Genomic DNA, 19,872 nt, shown 5'->3' on the forward strand with positions numbered 1-19,872 from the left:
GGGGGGAGTTCCCGGTCCTCCTGGTTCAGTTATCGATCCGAGGAGCGGGCCCCTTGATCGTGTCGATCGCCTCGGCGACTCCGGGGCGATCGCGGTACGCTTCGAACCGGGAGAGCCCGACGTCGTTCGCGATCCGGTAGCCCGCCGCCGCGGCCTGGCGGAGGAAGCCGAGGGCGGTTTCCAGCTCGGACTCGAACCGCTCCGGGAAGGAGTCGGGTTGCTGTCTCCTTGCCTCGGCGGCACGGAGGGTGCTGACCGCCGCGAGGTAGAGGTCGAGGCCGCCACCCCGGGCGTCCTCGCCGAAGGCGATGGCCTGCCGCAAGGATTCGTCGTAGTGGTCCAATTCGCTCGCCAGGAAGCAGACCCGCTTGCGCAATTGCTGGACGGTGGACCAGTAGAGCACGTCGTTGGGGCGGTCCCGAGCGGCCTCCTCCGCGAGTTCAAGGGCCTCTCGGAGCGATTCGAGCTCAGCCTCCCGGGCTTCTGGCGAGTCTGGTGACCAGTACCCGCGTTCATCGAGTGCGTTGGCCAGATCCTTCCGGTACTCGGGGACCTCGGGGTAGGCCTCGACGAGTCCTCGGAGCAGCTCGATCGCCGAATCGAGCAGGGCGAGTCCCTCGGCGGGCAAGCCCGAAGCCGGGGACTGGGTGAGGTTCCGCTTGCGGAGGAACGAGGCGATATTCTGGCGGATCAGGGCGAGCCGGTGGCGGTATTCGGGCCGATCGGGATAGGACGCGACCAGATCGGTCCGGATCGCTTCCGATCGTCGGTACGCCTGCTCGGCGCGGGAGAACAGCCCTTCGGCCTCGTCGGCCGATGCCTGGTCGTCCTTGCGTCGGCCGCGCTCCTGGAGAACCTGGCCGAGGTTGCTCAGATAGCCGGCCAGTTCCGACCAGTATTCGGGGACCATCGGGTAGTCGGTGGTGAGGCGATCGGCCAGGGCGATGGCGTTGCGGAGGGGCTCCTCGGCCGCGTCGGGGTCCGTGCCGATGGTCCGGGCGACTCGGTTGTTGAGCGACCGGGCGAGTTCTCGGGAGAAATGGGGAATCTCGGAGTTCTCGTCGACCAGTTGCGACTGCAACCGGATGGCCTCGTCGAACGCGGCATCCGCGGCGTCGGGGTCGGTGCCCTGGAGCAGCAGGGCATAATTGTTGAGGTAGCGGGCCAGTTCGCGGCGGTCTTCCTGCCGATCGCCTCGGCCGTCGACCACTGCCCGTTGGAGGGCGATCGCGTCTCGGTAGAGGTCGAAGGCGTCTCCTTGACGGCCGACCAGCCGGGACAGCACCGCGCCGAGCTGGTAGAGCGTCGAGGCGAGGCCGCTCTGGGCATCGAGGTCGTCCGGGGAGGCAGCGGCCAGCGCCCGCCGGGAGTCCCTCGCCTGTTCGAGGAGGGCGATCGCCCCCTCGAAGTCGTTCATCTGCTTCAGGAGAATCCCGCAGTTGTGGCGGGTCCGCGCGAGGTCGGCTGCCAGGCTCCGGTCATCGGGAGCCTCTTCGGCCAGACGTTCCTGGATCTCCAGGGCGGCTTCATAGGAGGAACGGGCCTGGGGATACTCGCCGAGGAGCTCCTGGATGTCGCCCAGTCGGGTCCGGGCCCGGCCGACCGCCCGTCTGGTCTCGGGGGTCGAGTTCTGCTCGAGGAATTGCTCGTAGAAGGCTCGAGCCTTGGTGAGCAGCTCTCGTCGGGTTCGCTCCATCTGAGGGACATCGGCCAGGTCGATCTCTCCGACCTCGGTGAGCAGCGCGTCGACGGCGTCGTTGGCGATTCGGAAGTTCGCCTCGGCGATCGCCCGCTCGGCGTCGGCCCGCTGGCGCTCGGCCTCGGCCCGCTCGGCGTTGCGCTGGGCCTGCTCGGCGTTGCGCTGGGCCTGTTCGGCGTTGCGTCGGGCGAGCGTGGCATTGCGTTCGGCGCGTTCGGCATTTTCCTCGGCGATGGTCCGTTGTGCGACGGCCTCGCGGCGGGCACGCTCGGTGCGGGACCGCTCTCGCTCCAGCAGGACGGCGCCTGTTGAGAGGCCGACGACCGCCGCGACGAGCAGGACCGTCGCCGAGGTGACGAGCGTCCGGTGCCGCTTCGCCCAGCGGCCAAACCGGACGGTCCACGGTTCTCGGTAGACGGAGACGGGTTCGTCGGCCAGCCAGTGCTCCAGGTCGTCGGCCAGGGCTCGGCAGGAGGGATAGCGGTCCTCGGGCTTGGTGGCCATCGCCTTCAGGCAGATCGCCTCCAGCGGCTTCGGGACGCCCGACGCCACCTGGCTGGGAGGCGGGAACTCGCCGTTTCGAACTTTGATCAAAACCTGGAACAGGTTGCGGTCGGTGAAGGCGGGGATGCCGGCCAGGATCTGGTAAAGGGTGGCGCCGAGACTGTAGACATCGCTGGCGGGGCCCATCCGGGCCAGGTCCCCCTCGGCCTGCTCGGGGCTCATGAAGGCGGGGGTGCCGATGGCCGAGCCGTCGAGTGTCGGCGTCGAGCCGGCGCTGGTCACGGGCCGGAGCGGGAGCTCCTGCGTGCGAGACGGGACCTCGACCGAGTCCAGCGCCTTGGCCAGTCCCCAGTCGACGATGAGGGTCTCGCCGTAGGGGCCGAGCATGATGTTGTCGGGCTTCAGGTCGCGGTGGATTACTCCCCGGCTGTGGGCGTATTCCATCGCGTTGCAGGCGTCGAGGAACCGGCGCAGTAGCGCTCGGAGCTGAAGGGCGCGCTCGCCGGGATCCTTCGGGCCGAGATCGGGGTCGTGGAACTGCTCGATCGCCTTGCGGAGGCTGTCGCCTCGGATGAACCGCATGGCGTAATAGGGCCGGCCGTCGGGGTTCTTGCCCAGCGAGTAGACGGGGACGACGCCGGGATGCTCCAGGCCGCCGGTGATCTCGGCTTCCAGGAGGAATCGGGCGCGGCTGTCAGGGTTGTCGGCGTGGCGCTCCTGGATCTCCTTGAGGGCGACCTCGCGGCGCAGCTCCTCGTCGAAGGCGACCATCACCGAGCCGAGGCCCCCCTTGGCGTGAGGCCGGACAACCCGGAAGCGGCTGCTCGAGGAGGTTGGGGGGAGGATGGACGATCCCGAGGGAGTGGGACCATGTCCCGCCTGGGTCTGGCCGAGGCTCGCGGCCTGGGTTGCCCCCGGGTCCGGGGAGGCGCCGACCTGGGCGGTGGCGAAGGGGTCCGCCTCGGTCGGGACGAGCGACTGGCCCTGGGGCGCCTGGGTCGCATCGTCGACCCTCGGGTCGTGGATGTCCACGTCGGCGGTCGCCATCGGATCGAACCGAGGCAAGTTGGAACCGGAGGAGGGGGATGGGCGGTTGATGGGCAGGTCCAGCGACGAGGGCGGGGAGAGATCGGGCGTCGGGACCGGGCCGGCTCCTGACGAGGCAGAGTCGGCGCCCAGGGCGCTGGGGATCGGGTTGATGTCCGATCCGGGAGGGAGATCCCTGAGGCTGGGATAGGCGATCGGCCCGATCCGGGTCGCGTTGGGATCGTCCTCCTCGTCTTCCTCGTCCTCCTCGTCTTCCTCGGAGAGTGAGCCGGCGGGGGCAGTCGCGGAGGGGGGCGGGTCGAAGTCGGCGATCGTCTCGAATCCGGCGCTTCCACCGCCGGTCGAGGGGGCGGAGTCGAGATCGAGGGGAGGCACGGAGAGGAACCCGGCGACCGTTGCCACGGTGGAGAGCTCGGGCCGAGGCTCGTCGCTGTGCTGCTCGAGCACGATCCGGACGGCTTCGTCGATCTGGGCCCGGACGTCGGGATCCCGGATTCCTTGCTCGTCGAGGAATCCGGCGATCGGGCGAGAGGGGTCGCGCGCCCAGGCGTCGAGGGCACGAGCGAGGGCCGCGTGGTCGACGCTTCGGAGGGCCTCCCGAAGAGAGTCGGGGGGCCGAGGCTCCTCGCGGTGGGGACGGGCCATCGTGCTGCCTCCTCGGGAGGTTCCTCGGGGCCTGGGCTCGTGACTCACTTGCCGGGCAGCTCCCAGACGGGATGCGCCTCGTCGGGCCCCTCGATGAGGCCGTTGACGACACGCTTCATCAGGACGAGCGAGGGGCCGTCCTTGGGGAAATCGGTCAGGAGGTTCCCCAGGGTCTGGGCGGCGACATTGAACTGCTCGTCCTCGAAGGCGGTCAGGGCCCGGTCGTAGCGGGCCTGGAGGTCGGCCCAGTCCCCCTGATAGCGCTCTGGATCGAGCGCGACGAACCGCTCGGGGTCGACGATCTCGTAGAGGTTGACTGGGTCGTCGATATTGACAACACGGACGGAGCAAAGCCGCCGTGACAGGATTTTCGGATCGAGCAGTCGGTGGGTCATCTCGGTGACCATGAGGTACGACTTCAGGTACTTCGTCGCCCCCTCGACCCGGCTGGCGAGGTTGACTGTCGTGCCAAGCGGCCCGTACTTGATCCGGTGGTGCGAGCCCGTGTTGCCGATCGAGGCCATGCCGGTGTTAATGCCGATCCCCAGCCCCATCCGCTCGGGAAGCTGCATCCAGGACTTGTTGATGGTGGGCACGGTGGCCAGCATGTCGATCGCCGCCAGGCAGGCGCGGTTGGCGTGGTCGGGGTCGGGCTGGGGGGCGCCCCACATCGCCATGAGGGCGTCTCCGATGTAGTCGACGATCACCCCCTGGTGCCGGGTGACGCACTCGGAGAGCTGTTGCATGACGTCGTTGATCCAGTCGAACGTCGCCTTGTGGCCGAGGAACCGGCTGATCTTGCTGAAGTTGCGGATGTCGGCGAAGAGGACGGTGATCTCGGCCTCTCGGCCAAGGGCCATGTCGGGGTTCTCGCGGACCCAGTCGGCCAGTTGGGGGCCGAGGATCAGCTCGATCTGGTTGACGGCATTGGCGTAGTTTCGCTCCTGCTCCAGCCGGGCCAGGCCGGTGGCGACGCCGCCGGCCAGCAACTCGACGAGCAGGGCTTCCACCTTGGAGAACTGGGCCTCGCCCCGGGCCCCCTGGCGGCGGTCGCCGTACAGCGCGCCGATGACCTGCCCGGAGCGGTCGAGGATCGGCGCGGCCACCGCCGCCTTGACCGGAAGCAGACTGCGGTTGGAGTCGGTCAGGTTCTGGTCCGGTGCGGTCCAACTTGTCTTCTTCAGCTCCCGGACCCGGTTGAGAAACTTGTTGCTCGGTCGGCGGTCCGACTCGTCGCCGACCTGGCCGCCATAGTGGCAGGCCCGCTCGATCCACTCCTGGTTCGGCTCCTCCCAGGTGAGGACCCAGCCGGTATCGAGGCCAATATTGTCGACCATCGCCTGCGCGGCCTTGAGGAAGAAGTCCGAGGCGTTGGCCGCGTCCTGGAGCACGCCGATGGTGGACTGGAGCCAGCGGACGAGCGTCTCGGGGTCGAGGGCCTCGTCCTGCAGTTGGACCGCAGGCTCCCGCAGACGCTTGATCCGATCGGCATTGACCCCCTGGAACGGGCCGGGGGGACGGGTCACCTCGGAGAGCGACTGGAGCGGTCCGTCGTTGATCCCGGGGTCGGGCTGCACGCGGACAGTCTTCGGGCCGAGGTGGAAGATACAGGGCAGCTCCACTTCCTGAGACGGCGGGCGTTCCTGCTCCCGGCGGTCCCAGCGAGGGAGCAGGACCTCGAAGGGGAGCTGGATCGGAATCATCAACTTGGTGCTATAATTCGAGATCCGAACGCGATTGCCCGGCAGCGGCTCAACCAGGGCATGCTCACGCGACACGTTGTTCTCATCGTAGCGGGCAATCACCAGCCGCCATCGGTTCGCGTCCAGGCGGCGGGGGCGGAAGACCTCCTCCGACTCGTTCGCCCGTAGGTCATTTTGCCGGCCGAGGAGGACGGGGCCGGGGAATTCCCCCTCATAGACGATCTGCTGGCGGTCGAACACCTTGTACTGCAGCGAATCGTTGACGGTCATCGCGGAGTTGTCCCCCGGATCCCGGAATTCTGATCACGACGCCCGTCCCTTCCCTCCCCGGGCCTTGGCCCCCCGCGGGGGCCGGACGATCGCCGTCGGGAGGGGCCGGATGTCCCCCAGCCGGGGCCGCCACCCGAGCCCGGCTCGCAGGTCCTCGACGATCCGGCAGCCGGGATCCCGGCGCGGAGGCAGGCCGCGCCGCCTGCCCTCATGATACGCCACGGGGCCGAGCCCAAGAAACCTATCGCTCGCTCGATCGCCGCCTCCGGAGGGCCCGGGCGCTTACTCGTAGGCCCGAATTCCCCCTGATCCATTGGCGTGGACCGACTCCCCCTCCACCCCCAGCTCGAAGAGCCGCTGGCCGGCCGGAGTGGGATACTCTCCGGTCACGCAGGCCATGCAGAGGTGCCCTCGGGAGAGGCCGACCGATCGGGCGATCGCGTCGACCGGCAAGTAGCGGAGGCTATCGGCCCCCAACTCCTGGGCGAGCCGATTCTGCGCGAGGTCCGAGAGGCCGCCACCGGGCAGGTCGGCGAAGCGGGGAGCGATCAGCTCGGCCCTCGTGGACATGTCGATGCCGTAGAAGCAAGGAGCGATGATCGGAGGGCAGGCGACCCGGAGGTGGATCTCCCTCGCCCCGCCCCGGCGCCGGATCTCGTGCACCAGCGCCCGCATCGTGGTGGACCGGACGATGCTGTCCTCGACCAGCAGCACCCGCTTGCCCGAAAGCACCTCGGGCAGCGGGGTGTACTTCAGGCGGACCTTCGACTCGCGGTCGGCGGTGCCCTCGATGAACGTTCGGCCAAGGTATCGGTTGCGCATCAGGCCCTCGACCGAGGGCAAGTTCAACTCGAAGGCCATCGCGTCGGCGGCGGCCTTGGCGGTGTCCGGCACGGGGACGACGATCGTCTCGGCGTCCCGGGGGACGTCCTCCAACCGGGCCAGCTCCTTGCCCAGTCGAGCCCGGCTCAGGTAGACCGAGCAGTCGTCAAGAGTGCTGGCGACGTTGGCGAAGTAGATCCACTCGAAGAAGCAGTGGGCTCGCCTCGGGCCCTCGGCGAACCTCGAGATGCGGACCCCCGAGCGGTCGACCACGGCCAGGTGCCCCGGCGGCAGGGAATCGATGTGGGAAAACCCCAGGTTCGCCAGCGGGACGCTCTCGCTGGCCGCGGCGAAGAGCGAGCCCTCCCTCGCGACGCAGAGCGGCCGGAGGCCCAGGGGATCCCGGGCGACCACCAGTTGACCCGTGGCCGAGAGCAGCACGACATTGTAGGCGCCGTCGAAGCGCCGGGAGAGCCGGGAGAACACCCCCTGCCAGTCGATCACCGGGCCCTCATCCTGCAGCTCGTAGCTGATCGAGTGCATGAGGATCTCGGTGTCGGTGTCCCGCTTCAGGTGGTAATCCCCCTGGGAGAGCAACTCCTCCTTCAGCTCCCGGAAATTGGTGAGCTGGCCGTTGAAGGCGACGGCGAACCACTTCGACTTGCGGCCGTGGGCCCGCTCGAAAGGCTGGGCGAGGCTCCGCTCGTTGCCGCCGCAGGTGGCGTAGCGGACGTGCCCGATGGCCGCCGGGCCGTCCATCTCCTTCATGATCGACTCGAACTTGGCGCGGTGGTTCAGGCGGAAGGCTTCGGCCACCGTCCCCAGTTGCTTGTACGTCTCGAGCATCGCATCCCGGCGGGGATGGTAGCTGGTCATGCCCGCGGCGAGCTGGCCGCGGTTCTGCATGTCCAGCAGCATCCTCGGGATCAGGCGGGCGGTCTGCTCGGGGACCGCCGGCGCCTGGGAGACGCGACGTCCCTCCTCGGCGTCGAGGAAGGCAACGGCGGCCACGCCACATTCGTGATGCAATTCGCCCATGATCGCGATGACCCTGCCGAGCAAGGAAGGGGGGGGGCTGGCTCGGCTCGCCGAGCGATCGATGAGGAGGGAGCCCCCTCGAGCCGAGTGCGCTGGGCCCGAGCGGCCCAGGCATTATAATCGGTTCCCGCGACGACTCAATGCGCCGAGGTCGGGCCTCCGGAGCCGGGGGCACCGTCCCGGGAAGGAATCAAGAGCCTGGGGGATCGCAAGCCGATGGATCGGGATCTGGTGCGCGAGGACATCGCACATTCGTCGAGCACGTGGGTCATCAAGATCGGCACCAGCGTTCTCGCCGCGCCCGACGGGACCCTGGACGAAGGGCGGATCGCCCGCCTCTCGGACCAGATTTCCGACGTTCTCGAAACCGGCAGGAGGGTCGCCCTGGTCAGCTCCGGGGCGGTCGGCGCCGGGATCGGCCGCCTGGGACTCTCGAAGAGGCCCACCGACCTGAGGAGGCTTCAGGCCGCCGCCGCCGCCGGCCAGGCCTTCCTGATCCGGGCCTACGACGACGCGTTTCTCCGCCGGGGGCGCCACGCCGCCCAGATCCTGCTGACCCGAGCCGATTTCGACGATCGGACGCGATACCTCAACGTCCGCAACACCTTGCTGACGCTCTTCGAGTATGGCGCCGTCCCGATTATCAACGAGAACGACACCGTCAGCGTCGACGAGATCCGCTTCGGCGACAACGACTTCCTCGCCGCCCAGGTGACCAATCTCCTCGGCGCCCCGCTGCTGCTGATCCTCAGTGTCGTCGATGGCCTTCTGCCCGGCGATCCGGCCGACAACGGGGCTCCCCAGGAGCCGATCCGGGTGATTAACGACGTCGACGACGCGATCGTCCGCTTCGTCGGCTCCGGCCGCAGCGCCCTCGGCTCAGGAGGGATGAAGAGCAAGCTGGAGGCGGCCCGCCTGGTTTCCCGGGCCGGGGGCTCGGTGATCATCTCCTCCGGTCGCAAGGAAGACACGATCCGACACGTCCTGGAGGGGAAGCCGGTCGGGACCCTGATTCCGGCCCAGGGGGCGACGCAACAGGCCCGGAGGCGTTGGATCGGCTTGACGGCCCGCCCCCGGGGCTTTCTCGTGGTCGACGACGGTGCCCGGATCGCACTCGAGTCGGGCCGGGGAAGCCTGCTGGCGATCGGCGTCGTGGAGGTCGAGGGGGAGTTCGCCAAGGGGGAAGTCGTCGGGATCCGGGATCGTTCGGGGGCGGAGTTCGCCCGGGGGCTGTCCAACTACTCCTGGGACGAGGCGAGACGGATTCGGGGGCTCCGCACCGACCAGATCGCCGCCACGCTCGGCACAGCCCCGTATGACGAGGTCATCCACCGGGACAACCTGGCCGTCCTCGGCTGAGCGACCCGACCGGAGGGAGGAAGGGCTTCTCCCAACCCTCTGGCCCCCGATGTTAGAATTCGAGACGGTCGGGGCCGCGATCGTCGGCCTCGATCGGCGTCGAGGGATTCCGGAGCCGCTCGTCGATCGCCGGGTCGGAGGTACCACCCATGTCGCGTCCTCGTCTCCTCGGTCCGTGCCTGCCGACGATGGTCGCGGTCGGGCTCGCCGGTTTCCTCGTCGACTCCCCCTGCCGGGCCCAGTTCAACGGCTCCCCGTTCGATCCCTTCCGGGCCGCGTATCGGACCTCCAGCTACCCGGTGGCCCCCTCGGTGGTGCCGGGCCAGGTCCGAACGGTCACACCCCCCGGCCTGGGCACCGTCCCCGGGATCGGCCAGCCCTACGACCTGAATTACACGATTCCCTCGTTCAGCGCTCCCCGAGGAGGGCGGTTCGACCGCCTCGACGAGGAGCTCTTCGGCCCCCTGGGCGATCCCTACAGCCGCTTCCGCCAGCCCGAGGGCAGCGAGCCCCAGGACGACGAATATTCCAACCTCCAGGAGCAACGGCGGCAAGTTTATCTGGAGGCCACCGACCCGAGAACGCCCCCCGAACGACGGGCCGAGCTGATGCGGGAGTATGAGCAACTCGGTCGGCGGGCCGATCTCCTCGGAGCGGGGATCTCACGGAGAATTCCGGGCGGTCGATCGGCACCCTCCAGGTCGCCCGGGGGCCTGGCCGCCGCTGGGCTGCCCTCCGAAGTCCGGTCCTTCGACGACCTGGTCCTGTGGGCCCGCCGGGTCAACCGGGAGGCGATTCGGGCCGGCGTCGTCCGCCCCGGATCGAACTGACGACCCCTGGACCCTTGACGGCCGGCCCCGCATTTTTACAATCAAACCGGTCAAGCCGAGGGGTGGGGGACGATCTCCGCCCGTCGGTGGCGGGCCGGCCCCCGAGGTGTCCCGCATCCCCGAGGCAGGCCTCTTCCGGCGCCATCCGGTTTTTTTTATCGTTTCCCTTGTGAAACCATTCACAAGCGGGGTGACCCCGTCGTCGCCGACGGCGGGCCGAGTCTACGGGAGCGTCGCGTGGGGATCGAATTCACGCCGATCTTCTTGATGATCCTGGTCGGCATTTCGGTGGCGGTCGGCATGCTCGTGTCGAGCTACCTGCTGAGCCCCGGTCGGGCGAAGACGCCCGGCAATCGGGTGAAGCAGATGCCCTACGAATCGGGCATGGACCCGGTCGGCGACGCCCGGCAGCGGTTCGACGTCCGGTACTATCTCGTGGCGATCGAGTTTCTGATCTTCGACGTGGAATTGTTGTTGCTCTACCCCTGGGCCGTGGGGCAGTGGCACCGGGATGACGTCTCTCCGGCGCTGGACGCCACCGTCGGCGTGCCGCTGGAGTTGCGGACGATCGCCTTTCTCGGCGCCCTGGCCTTCATCGGCATCCTCGTGGCGGGCTTCGCATACACCTGGCGGAAAGGGGTTTACGAATGGCGGTGACCCGGAACGGGGGCGGGGCGATCTCAGGCGCCAGCCGGCCCGTGCTCACCAACCGGCCCGGGGCTGGCCTGCCGGCGACCAAGGGCGGCATCGAGGTCCCCGAAAACGTCATTCTCACCACGGTCGACTCGGTCGTCAGCGCGGCCCGGAAGTTCAGTCTCTGGCCGATGCCGTTCGCCACGGCCTGCTGCGGGATCGAACTGATGGCCGTCGGCGCCAGCCGTTTCGACATCGCCCGCTTCGGCGCCGAGGTCATGCGGTTCAGCCCCCGGCAGTGCGATTTGCTGATCGTGGCCGGCCGGGTGGCGATGAAGATGCTGCCGGTCCTCCAGCGCATCTGGCTCCAGATGCCCGAGCCGAAGTGGTCGATCAGCATGGGGGCCTGTGCCTCCACCGGAGGCGTCTTCGACACCTACGCGGTGGTCCAGGGCGTTGACCGGTTCATCCCGATCGACGTTTACATCCCCGGGTGTCCCCCTCGACCCGAACAGATTCTCCGCGCCCTGATGGATATGCAGGCCAAGATCCAGGCTGGCGGATCCGTCTTCGGCACCGGCCTTCCCGAGCTGGCCGAGCGTGAGAAGATGCTCGCCGAGAAGCGGAACCTGCCCGTCGGCCTCGCCACCGCCCGGGAGCGGGGCGACGAAGGCCGATTCGGCTACAAATCCCCCGGCGGCGACGCGCTGCTCGGGGCCGATGAGACCCGCTAACCCCGGCCCATTTCCCGAGTCCCGAGCGATCTCCCCTGGTCGTCCTTGAGTTGCCCGGAGCCGTCCGATGAGCGAAGAGGCCGCCGCGACCCTGCCCCCGGTCGTCGGTCAGTTGAAGGATCGGTTCGGACCCGCCGTGATCCGGGTTTCGACCTTCCGGGACAACGTTCGGGTCCTGGTCGCCGCCGATCGGCTTATCGACATGCTCTCGTACCTCAAGGCAGAGGCCGGATTCGCCTTTCTGGCCGAGCTGGGCGGGGTCGATTATCTCGGCTACCCCGGTCGGAGCGAAGGTGCCCGGTTCGAGGTCCACTACGTTCTGCTGAATCAGGAAACCCACGAGCGGCTCGTCGTCAAGGTCGGCGTCGACGACCCCGACCCAATCCTCCCTTCGGTCGTCTCTCTCTGGGCCGGTGCGGACTGGATGGAGCGTGAGGTGTTCGACATGTACGGCATCCGGTTCGAAGGTCATCCCGACCTCCGCCGGATCCTCATGCCCGACGAGTTCACTTCCTTCCCGCTCCGCAAGGATTATCCGCTCCGAGGCCGGGGAGAGCGGCACAACTTCCCGAGGATCACTCGGGACGAGTCCTGACCCGGACGCCCGATTCGCCCCCCCCCTCGTACGAGCCCCCGCAGCCGAGCCGCCCGATCCGCCCCCGCCCCCGGCGCGTCGGGCCGGTTTCCTTCCCGAGAGGCCAGCCATGCCGGTCAACCTGCTCGAAGACGACGTCCAGGACCAGTCGCCGTCCGACGAGAAGGAATTCCACTGGACGCTCAACTTCGGCCCGCAGCACCCGGCCACACACACCACCCTTCGCCTGGTCCTGGAGCTGGACGGCGAGCGCATCATCAAGGCGACGCCGCACATCGGGTATCTGCACTCGGGGTTCGAGAAGCTCGGCGAGCACCTCACGTTCAACCAGTATGTGACCATCGCCGACCGCAAGAACTACATCAGCCCCCCGATGAACGAGGTGGCCTGGCATCACGCGGTCGAGAAGCTGCTCGGCATCGAGCTCACCCCCCGCTGCAAATACATCCGAGTGATCATCGGCGAGTTGGCCCGGATCAGTGACCACCTGCTCTGCACCGGGGCGGCGGCGCTGGACCTCGGCGCCTTCACCGCCTTCCTCTTCGCCTTCAACACGCGGGAGTTGATCTACGACGTCTACGAGCAGATGTCCGGCTACCGCTTCCACCCGGGTTACACGAGGGTCGGCGGTCTGCTCTACGACTTCGACGAGAAGGTTCTGCAGCGCATCGACCGGGTCCTGCAGCACATGCCGAAGGTGCTGAAGGACATGGAGAAGCTCCTCTTCCGGAACAAGATCTTCGTCGACCGGATGCGAGGGGTCGGCACGCTGACCCGGGAGATGGCGATCAACCTCTGCTGCACCGGGCCCATCGCCCGGGCCAGCGGCGTGACCTACGACCTCCGCAAGGACGAGCCGTACCTGGCCTACCCGGACTTCACGTTCCAGGTCCCCTATGCGACCGAGGGGGATTGCTACGCCCGGTTCCAGGTCCGCATGGAGGAGATCGTCCAGAGCGTCGAGATCATCAAGCAAGCGGTGAAGAACCTGCCCGGCGGCCCGGTGAACGTGCCGATCGCCGAGAAGTATCCGCTTCCTGACAAGGCCACGGCCTACAACAGCATGGAGGGGCTGATCCAGCACTTCGAGTTGATCATGCCCAACCGCGGCCTCGACTCGCCGAAGGATGAGGTCTACGCCGCGGTCGAGAGCCCCAACGGCGAACTCGGCTACTACCTTGTGGCCGACGGATCCCAGGTCGCCTGGCGGGTCCGGACCCGTCCGCCGTCGTTCATTCACTTCGGGGTCTTTCCGCATATCATCAAGGACCATCTGATCGCCGACATCGTCGCCGTCCTCGGCAGTCTGAACATCATCGCCGCCGAGTTGGACCGCTGACGACCCTCGGCCCGGACCCTCCCCCACCCCCTCGACCGACCGGAAGGATCACCATCCCGATGCCCGCCGCCGAGAGCCCGAGTTCGGCCCCGTTGCTCAGCGAGTCGATCCGGGAGAAGATCCGCGCCTACATTCCCCGGTATCCCGACAAGCGGGCCGTCACCCTTCCCGCCTTGCACATCGTGCACGAGCACCTCCGGTGCGTGCCCTACAAGGCGATGGAGGAGATCGCGGAGATCCTGGATCTCCAGCCTTCCGACGTGCACGACACGATGAGCTTCTACGGCTTCTTCCCCCAGGCGCCGATCGGGGAGAAGCGGGTTTGGATCTGCCGGTCGATCTCCTGCATGCTGCGCGGCGGCGACGAGTTGCTCGGGGTCGCCTGCAAGGCGGCCGGCGTCGCGGGGCCCGGGAGCACCAGCGCCGACGGCGAGCTGACGATCGAGTTCGCCGAGTGCCTGGGCATCTGCGACCACGCCCCGGCCGCTCTTTGCGACGACGGCCGGATCTACGGTCCCCTCGACGAGCAAACGGTCGCCGAGATGATCCAGGACGTCCGCTCCCGGACCGTCCCCCCCGACGAGATTCCGCTGTAACCACCCTCATCGCCCACCCCGCGGCACGACGCCCGCCCGGTCCCGAACGATCCTGGAGCGAGACGAACGTGGCAGCCTTCGAACCGGTCCTGACGCGGAATTTCGCCGTCGAGAACAGCCAGTCGCTGAAGGTCTACGAGGGCCGAGGCGGCTACCAGGCGGCGAAGAAGGCGCTCACGACGATGTCGCCGGACGAGCTCGTGCAACTCGTCAAGGACTCCGAGCTTCGCGGCCGGGGAGGCGCCGGCTTCCCAACCGGCCTGAAGTGGAGCTTCCTGCCGAAGGACCGCGCCGAGACGTTCATGTGCGTCAACGGCGACGAGTCGGAGCCGGCGACGTTCAACAACCGCTACTTGCTGGAGCGCGATCCCCACCAGATGATCGAGGGGATCATCATCTCCTGCTTCGCCACCCGGGCCTCGACCGCATATCTCTACAACCGCTTCGAGTACATCGCCGCCACCCGGGTCATGGAGCGGGCGATCGCCGAGGCGAGGGCGGCCGGCTATCTGGGCAAGAACATCTTCGGTTCGGGCTTCGATCTGGAGATCTACGTCCACCGCGGCGCCGGGGCGTACATCTGCGGCGAGGAGACAGGGCTGATCGAGAGCCTCGAGGGAAAGCGCGGGTGGCCCCGGATCAAGCCGCCGTTCCCGGCGGTCGAGGGAGCCTTCCGCAAGCCGACGGTCGTCAACAACATCGAGACGCTCTGCTGTGTCCCCCACATCGTCGAGCGTGGGGCCGACTGGTTCAAGTCGATCGGCACCCCCAAGAGCTACGGCCCGAAACTGTACACCATCTCCGGTCATGTGAATAAGCAGGTGTGCGTTGAGCTGCCGCTGGGTGTGACCACTCGCCAGCTGATCGAGGAGCACGCCGGAGGGGTCTGGAAGGGACGCAAGGCCAAGGCCGCCGTCCCGGGCGGCATCAGCATGGGCCTGCTCTCGGCCGACGAGCTGGACGTGCCGCTCGACTTCGAGGAGATCCGCAAGACCGGCTGCCTCGGCCTGGGGACCGCCGCCGTCACCGTGATCGACGACCAAACGCCGATCATGGACGTCCTCTACAACACCTGCCGGTTCTTCGCTCACGAGAGCTGCGGTCAGTGCACCCCGTGCCGAGAGGGGACGACCTGGTTCTACAAGACCATGAAGCGGATCAAGGCCGGCGGCGGTCGGCTCGAGGATCTCGACGTCATGGAGCAACTCGCCAAGAACCTGGGGATCACCCCCGGCACCACGATCTGCGGCCTCGCCGACGGCGCCGCCTGGCCGATTAAGAACGCCATGACCAAGTTCCGGCCCGAGCTGGAGGAGTACATCCGCTCTCATCAGCAAGCCGACAAGAAGCCGACCGCCCTGCAAGAGGCGATCTTCCGGGGCGTCAGTCCCTCTCTGTTCGACTCCTCGCTCCCCGAGCCTAGTGAGCCACTGCCCGGCCCGACCGCCCCGGGGCACAACCCTCGCGTCTCTCCCGGCACCTGAACCATCCCGCCGCCGTCCTCGACCGGATCGCCGCACACCGATCGCATCACCACGCCCAGGAAACCCGATGGCCACCATCATCATCAACGGCACCGAGTACACGCTCCCCGAGGGCGAGCGACTCAACGCCATCCAGGCTGCGCAGCGGTTCGGGGTCGAGATCCCGTATTACTGCTGGCACCCCGCCCTGTCCGTGGTGGCCAATTGCCGGATGTGCGAGATCCAGGTTGGCAGCAAGGACCCGAAGACCGGGGAGATCAAGATGATCCCCAAGATGGTCCCGGGCTGTCAGACTCCCGCCAAGGACGGCACGGTGATCGTCACCGATAGCCCGGAAGTCCGGTCGCATCAGGCGATGATCATGGAATATCTCCTGATCAACCACCCCCTCGACTGCCCGGTCTGCGACCAGGCTGGCCAGTGCGGGCTGCAGGATTACAGCTACCGACACGGTCAGGCGATCCATCGCTTCGTCGAGGAGCGCACCGTCAACCCGCGCAAGGACGTCTCCGACCAGATCCAGCTCAACATGGACCGGTGCATCATGTGCACCCGGTGCGTCCGCTTCTGCCGGGAGATCACCCGGACCAACGAGCTTCAGGTCGAGCGCCGAGGCAATCACGCCGAGATCACCATCTTCCCCGACCGCCCGCTCGACAACCCGATGGCCGGCAACGTCGTCGACCTCTGTCCGGTCGGCGCTCTGCTCGACAAGGACTTCCTGCACAAGCAGCGCTACTGGTTCAACGACCAGCACTCGTCGGTCTGCACCCGATGCTCGACCGGCTGCAACATCGTCGCCGAGGAGAACCGGGGCCAGATCTGGCGCCTTCGGGCCCGCTACAACCCGAAGGTCAACGACTACTGGATCTGCGACGAGGGCCGATCCAGCTACAAGTCGGCCAACGACGCGAACCTCCTGCCTGCCATGTACCTCCGCGAGGGAGGCCAGCCCCGAGAGGCTCCCGTCGATCGTGCCCTCGACACCGCCCGCACCCGGCTCAAGGAGATCGCCCGCCAGGGAGGCACGATCGCCGCGGTGATCTCCCCCTTCCTGACGGTTGAGGAAGCCTACCTGCTCGCCTCCTACATCAAGGGCCTCAGTGGGGAGGCCGTGCTCGCCCTCGGGCCCGTCCCCGTCGTCGGGGAAGACCAGACCTTCGCCCCCGACCAGCGCCAGGGCCGCACCGGCGACACCTCGTTCGTCGTCCCCAGGCCGTTCACCATCCGAGCCGAGAAGTGCCCGAACCGCAACGGCGTCGAGCGCATTCTCAAGCACTTCCAGGGAGAAGTGATTCCGATCGACCGCCTCCGCGAGCGGGCCGCCTCGACGCCGTTCGACGCCCTCTACATCACTGGAGGAGGCCATGAGCCGGCCTACGAAGGCCAGGAATGGACCAAGCTCCGAGACGGGGCGAAGTTTCTCGTCGTCCAGGACGTCTGGCCGACCGACCTGGCCGGCACGGCCGACGTGATCCTCTCCTCGGCCACCTTCGCCGAGAAGGCCGGCTGCTATGTCAACGCGACCGGCCGCCTCCAGTACGCCTCGGCCGCGCTGCCCCCCCGAGACGGCAGCTTGCCGGATCTCGACATCCTGGCGATCCTCGCCGAGCGTCCTGGCGGCGGCCCGATCTCGTCCCGAGACGTGCTCTCAGAGCTGGCGGGGCAGGTCCCCGCCTTCGCGGCGGTCAGGTCGCTCGACGGCCCCTTCCCCGAGTTCGGTCTGCCGCTCGACGGCTCCGAAGAACCGACGCCAGGCATGTTCCGCTACGTCGACCCCTGGCACGCCCCGCGCGGCCGGGTCTCCCTGGCGACCTGACGCACCTCCGCCGACGCGCAACGACGCCGAACTCCACCGAACCGAACCCAACCATCGAACCGGACGCAGGCCGGAGGGACGAGCGGGCCCATGGCGACCTGGCAGATCGCAGTCATCCTGGTGAAGATTTTCCTCATCGTGGGGCTCTTTCAGGGTGCAGTCGCATATATGATCTTGCTCGAGCGCAAGATCGCCGCCTGGGCCCAGGACCGGATCGGCCCGAACCGCTGCGGACCGCTCGGGTTGCTTCAGCCGCTGGCCGACGGCGCCAAGATGCTGCTGAAAGAGGACGTGATCCCCGGCTACGTGAACAAGCCCCTCTACATTCTCGCCCCGGCCATCGCCATCGTGATGGCCACGATCGGCTTCGCCGTCGTCCCGTTCGGCCCCGCCGGCCTCGACGCGCCGACGGTCAACGGCAATCCGATCCACTTCCAGATCGCCCCGAATGTGGATATCGGCATCCTCTACGTGTTCGCCATCGGCAGCCTCGCCGTCTATGCGGTGATTCTCGGCGGCTATGCGTCGAACAACAAGTACTCGTTCCTCGGGGGCTTGCGCAACAGCGCCCAGATCATCAGCTACGAGATCCCGCTCGGTCTCTCGGTCCTCGGCATGGTGATGCTGGCGCGGTCGCTCGAGTTGAACGACGTGATGAGCTGGCAGGACCGCAACGGGCTTGGACCCATCCCCGCCTGGGGGGTCTTCGTCCAGCCGCTGGCCTTCCTCATCTTCCTGGTCAGCGCCTTCGCCGAGACCAACCGCCTGCCGTTCGACCTGGCCGAGGCCGAGCAGGAGCTCGTCGGCGGCTTCCACACCGAGTACTCGGCGATGAAGTTCGGCATGTTCTTCCTCGGCGAGTACCTGCACGTGATCACGGTCAGCTTCCTCACCGTGATCCTCTTCTTCGGCGGCTGGGACGCCCCGTTCCTGGGGGTTGAGGACACCAGCTGGATCGCCGCCGTGCTCAAGGTCGGGGTGATCTTCTTCAAGGTCACCTTGATGGTCATCTTCATCATGTGGATCCGCTGGACCCTGCCTCGGTTCCGCTACGATCAGTTGATGAACCTGGCCTGGAAGGCGCTCATCCCACTGGCCCTGCTCAACCTTGTCGTGACAATGGTCCTGATCCAGCTCTTCCGGGGGGTCGGCTGACCCGATCGGCCCGACAGACCGAGCGCCGAGTCCCAAACCAACCGATCCCGGAGGACCGCCCGCCGTGAAACCCGACGACCCGAATCTCAAGCGCGTCGAGCCGCCGAAGCTCACCCTGCTGGAGAAGACCTACCTGCCCCAGATCCTGGGCGGCCTGGCCGTCACCGGCCGGCACATCCTGGGGTCGGCCATCGGGGGCAAGGCCGTCACCGTGCAGTACCCCGAGGAACAGCACGTCCCCACGGCCAACTACCGCGGCGTCCACCGCCTGAACAAGGACGAGCAGGGCCGCGTCAAGTGCGTGGCCTGCATGCTCTGCGCCACCGCCTGCCCGGCCCACTGCATCGACATCGTGGGGGCGACCGCCCCGGAAGACTGGCCCGACCGCGAGAAATACCCCGAGAGCTTCGTCATCGACGAACTCCGCTGCATTTACTGCGGCATGTGCGAAGAGGCCTGCCCGGTCGACGCCATCGAGCTGACCGGCCTCTACGACATCACCGGGCTGAGCCGAGAGGAGCTGATCTACGACAAGGCCAAGCTCCTTTCGGTCTTCGACATGACCAAGGACGCCGAGCCGATGAAGACCGGCAATCCCCCCGCGTCCCTCCCCGTCCCCACCTCGCCGCTCGACCCCGAAGGCCCGGGCCCCCGGACGACCGTGCCGGCCGCCCAGCTGCCGTCAAGGAGCTGATCCCGTGACGCTGCTCGACTCGCGAGACCTCGCCCTCATCGCCGCGATCGTCGCGCTCGGCTGGGTCGGGATCTGGCTCCTGCTCCCCCACCGTCACGGCGGCGTGAAGACCGCTCGGGCCTATCGCGTCGGCGCCTTGCTGTCGGCAATCGCCGTCCTGCTGGTCCTCCCCTACCTGACGCCGCCGGGTGACTTGCTCGCCCGCCTTTTCTTCTACAGCTTCAGCCTGCTGGCGCTGCTCGGCGCGGTGCTGATGATCACCGCACGGAACCCGGTGAACTCAGCGCTCTGGTTCGCGGTTGTCGTGCTCTCCAGTTCAGGCCTGTTCCTGCTGGCCGGGGCCCAGTTCCTCGCGGCGGGAACGGTGATCGTCTACGCCGGAGCGATCATCGTCACCTTCCTCTTCGTGATCATGCTCGCCCAGTCGCACGGCCAGGCGATCTACGACCGCAGCGCCCGACGGCCGCTGGCGGCCTCGCTGACCGGGATGCTCTTGCTCGGCGCGTTGATCTCCGCGATCATCGCCCCCGGTGCGACTCGAAAGGACGGGGACCCGGCTCCGATCTACTCCGTCGGAGCGATCGCCGACCAACCGCCCGCCGATGGCCCGATCGCCGCCGTCACCGCCCAGGCCCTGACCGAAACCTCCCGGCTCCCCCGTCCTCTCGAACAGGGCGAGACGCCGGCCCACGTCGCCGGTCTGGGGGCGACACTCTTCACCGACCACCTGCTGACGGTCCAGGTCGTCGGCCTGCTGCTCTTCGTCGCCCTGATCGGAGCCGTGGCGATCGCCACCCCGAAGGCCCCGATCCGGCCCGATCGCTCGACCGCCTCCTCCTCTCCAGGCTCGGCGACGACCAACCCCGGCGGCGTCTCCTGAGCAGTTCCCGGCCGAACGATCCGACC

Annotated in this window: 15 protein-coding genes; 12 read left to right on the forward strand and 3 right to left on the reverse strand. The window is 67.8% G+C overall.

Annotation, left to right across the window (positions count from 1 at the left end; genetic code table 11):
- Positions 1-25: 25 nt before the first annotated feature.
- The 3 genes from TsocGM_RS07520 to TsocGM_RS07530 all read right to left on the reverse strand — a co-directional run bounded on the left by TsocGM_RS07520 (position 26) and on the right by TsocGM_RS07530 (position 7,728).
- Positions 26-3,895, reverse strand: coding sequence for a protein kinase domain-containing protein (locus tag TsocGM_RS07520; protein ID WP_126724690.1), 3,870 nt, complete (start codon positions 3,893-3,895; stop codon positions 26-28).
- 44 nt (positions 3,896-3,939) lie between these two features.
- A complete protein-coding gene (locus tag TsocGM_RS07525; RefSeq protein WP_126724691.1) occupies positions 3,940-5,868 on the reverse strand; it encodes an adenylate/guanylate cyclase domain-containing protein in 1,929 nt (642 codons plus the stop codon).
- 282 nt (positions 5,869-6,150) lie between these two features.
- Complete coding sequence (locus TsocGM_RS07530; protein ID WP_126724692.1) at positions 6,151-7,728, reverse strand: amidophosphoribosyltransferase; 1,578 nt, start codon at positions 7,726-7,728, stop codon at positions 6,151-6,153.
- Between the two features lie 216 nt (positions 7,729-7,944).
- Here TsocGM_RS07530 and proB point away from each other — a divergent pair, with 216 nt between their 5' ends.
- The 12 genes from proB to TsocGM_RS07590 all read left to right on the forward strand — a co-directional run bounded on the left by proB (position 7,945) and on the right by TsocGM_RS07590 (position 19,846).
- The gene (proB, locus tag TsocGM_RS07535; protein ID WP_126724693.1) at positions 7,945-9,087 is read left to right on the forward strand and encodes a glutamate 5-kinase; all 1,143 of its coding nucleotides are present in this window, start codon (positions 7,945-7,947) and stop codon (positions 9,085-9,087) included.
- A 149-nt stretch (positions 9,088-9,236) separates the two neighbouring features.
- Positions 9,237-9,917, forward strand: coding sequence for a hypothetical protein (locus TsocGM_RS07540; RefSeq protein WP_126724694.1), 681 nt, complete (start codon positions 9,237-9,239; stop codon positions 9,915-9,917).
- 237 nt (positions 9,918-10,154) lie between these two features.
- Entirely contained in the window at positions 10,155-10,574 is a 420-nt protein-coding gene (locus tag TsocGM_RS07545) for an NADH-quinone oxidoreductase subunit A (RefSeq protein ID WP_126724695.1), read from the forward strand.
- Positions 10,565-11,284: an NADH-quinone oxidoreductase subunit B gene (locus tag TsocGM_RS07550; RefSeq protein WP_126724696.1), complete on the forward strand. Its 720-nt coding sequence runs from the start codon at positions 10,565-10,567 to the stop codon at positions 11,282-11,284. The genes TsocGM_RS07545 and TsocGM_RS07550 overlap by 10 nt, the downstream gene beginning before the upstream one ends.
- 67 nt (positions 11,285-11,351) lie before the next feature.
- Positions 11,352-11,879, forward strand: a complete 528-nt coding sequence (locus tag TsocGM_RS07555; RefSeq protein ID WP_126724697.1) for an NADH-quinone oxidoreductase subunit C — start codon at positions 11,352-11,354, stop codon at positions 11,877-11,879.
- A gap of 109 nt (positions 11,880-11,988) precedes the next feature.
- The gene (nuoD, locus tag TsocGM_RS07560; protein ID WP_126724698.1) at positions 11,989-13,218 is read left to right on the forward strand and encodes an NADH dehydrogenase (quinone) subunit D; all 1,230 of its coding nucleotides are present in this window, start codon (positions 11,989-11,991) and stop codon (positions 13,216-13,218) included.
- A gap of 59 nt (positions 13,219-13,277) precedes the next feature.
- On the forward strand, positions 13,278-13,814 hold the full coding sequence (locus tag TsocGM_RS07565) for an NADH-quinone oxidoreductase subunit NuoE family protein (protein WP_126724699.1): 537 nt from the start codon (positions 13,278-13,280) through the stop codon (positions 13,812-13,814).
- 68 nt (positions 13,815-13,882) lie between these two features.
- Positions 13,883-15,298 carry an NADH-quinone oxidoreductase subunit NuoF gene (gene nuoF / locus TsocGM_RS07570; RefSeq protein WP_126724700.1) on the forward strand — a complete coding sequence of 472 codons (1,416 nt, stop codon included), beginning with the start codon at positions 13,883-13,885 and terminating at the stop codon, positions 15,296-15,298.
- A 67-nt stretch (positions 15,299-15,365) separates the two neighbouring features.
- The gene (locus TsocGM_RS07575; protein ID WP_126724701.1) at positions 15,366-17,117 is read left to right on the forward strand and encodes a molybdopterin-dependent oxidoreductase; all 1,752 of its coding nucleotides are present in this window, start codon (positions 15,366-15,368) and stop codon (positions 17,115-17,117) included.
- Between the two features lie 90 nt (positions 17,118-17,207).
- Positions 17,208-18,272: an NADH-quinone oxidoreductase subunit NuoH gene (gene nuoH, locus TsocGM_RS07580; RefSeq protein ID WP_126724702.1), complete on the forward strand. Its 1,065-nt coding sequence runs from the start codon at positions 17,208-17,210 to the stop codon at positions 18,270-18,272.
- A gap of 64 nt (positions 18,273-18,336) precedes the next feature.
- The gene (locus TsocGM_RS07585) at positions 18,337-18,966 is read left to right on the forward strand and encodes a NuoI/complex I 23 kDa subunit family protein (protein WP_126724703.1); all 630 of its coding nucleotides are present in this window, start codon (positions 18,337-18,339) and stop codon (positions 18,964-18,966) included.
- A 4-nt stretch (positions 18,967-18,970) separates the two neighbouring features.
- Positions 18,971-19,846: an NADH-quinone oxidoreductase subunit J family protein gene (locus tag TsocGM_RS07590; protein ID WP_233578568.1), complete on the forward strand. Its 876-nt coding sequence runs from the start codon at positions 18,971-18,973 to the stop codon at positions 19,844-19,846.
- The last annotated feature ends 26 nt before the right edge of the window (positions 19,847-19,872 follow it).

The sequence above is a fragment of the Tautonia sociabilis genome (assembly GCF_003977685.1).
Taxonomy (GTDB): domain Bacteria; phylum Planctomycetota; class Planctomycetia; order Isosphaerales; family Isosphaeraceae; genus Tautonia; species Tautonia sociabilis.

Coding starts and splice junctions, on each gene's coding strand:
- TsocGM_RS07520 (WP_126724690.1), bottom strand. CDS start 3,895: ATGGCCCGTCCCCACCGCGAGGAGCCTCGGCCCCCCGACTCTCTTCGG.
- TsocGM_RS07525 (WP_126724691.1), bottom strand. CDS start 5,868: ATGACCGTCAACGATTCGCTGCAGTACAAGGTGTTCGACCGCCAGCAG.
- TsocGM_RS07530 (WP_126724692.1), bottom strand. CDS start 7,728: ATGGGCGAATTGCATCACGAATGTGGCGTGGCCGCCGTTGCCTTCCTC.
- proB (WP_126724693.1), top strand. CDS start 7,945: ATGGATCGGGATCTGGTGCGCGAGGACATCGCACATTCGTCGAGCACG.
- TsocGM_RS07540 (WP_126724694.1), top strand. CDS start 9,237: ATGTCGCGTCCTCGTCTCCTCGGTCCGTGCCTGCCGACGATGGTCGCG.
- TsocGM_RS07550 (WP_126724696.1), top strand. CDS start 10,565: ATGGCGGTGACCCGGAACGGGGGCGGGGCGATCTCAGGCGCCAGCCGG.
- TsocGM_RS07555 (WP_126724697.1), top strand. CDS start 11,352: ATGAGCGAAGAGGCCGCCGCGACCCTGCCCCCGGTCGTCGGTCAGTTG.
- nuoD (WP_126724698.1), top strand. CDS start 11,989: ATGCCGGTCAACCTGCTCGAAGACGACGTCCAGGACCAGTCGCCGTCC.
- TsocGM_RS07565 (WP_126724699.1), top strand. CDS start 13,278: ATGCCCGCCGCCGAGAGCCCGAGTTCGGCCCCGTTGCTCAGCGAGTCG.
- TsocGM_RS07575 (WP_126724701.1), top strand. CDS start 15,366: ATGGCCACCATCATCATCAACGGCACCGAGTACACGCTCCCCGAGGGC.
- nuoH (WP_126724702.1), top strand. CDS start 17,208: ATGGCGACCTGGCAGATCGCAGTCATCCTGGTGAAGATTTTCCTCATC.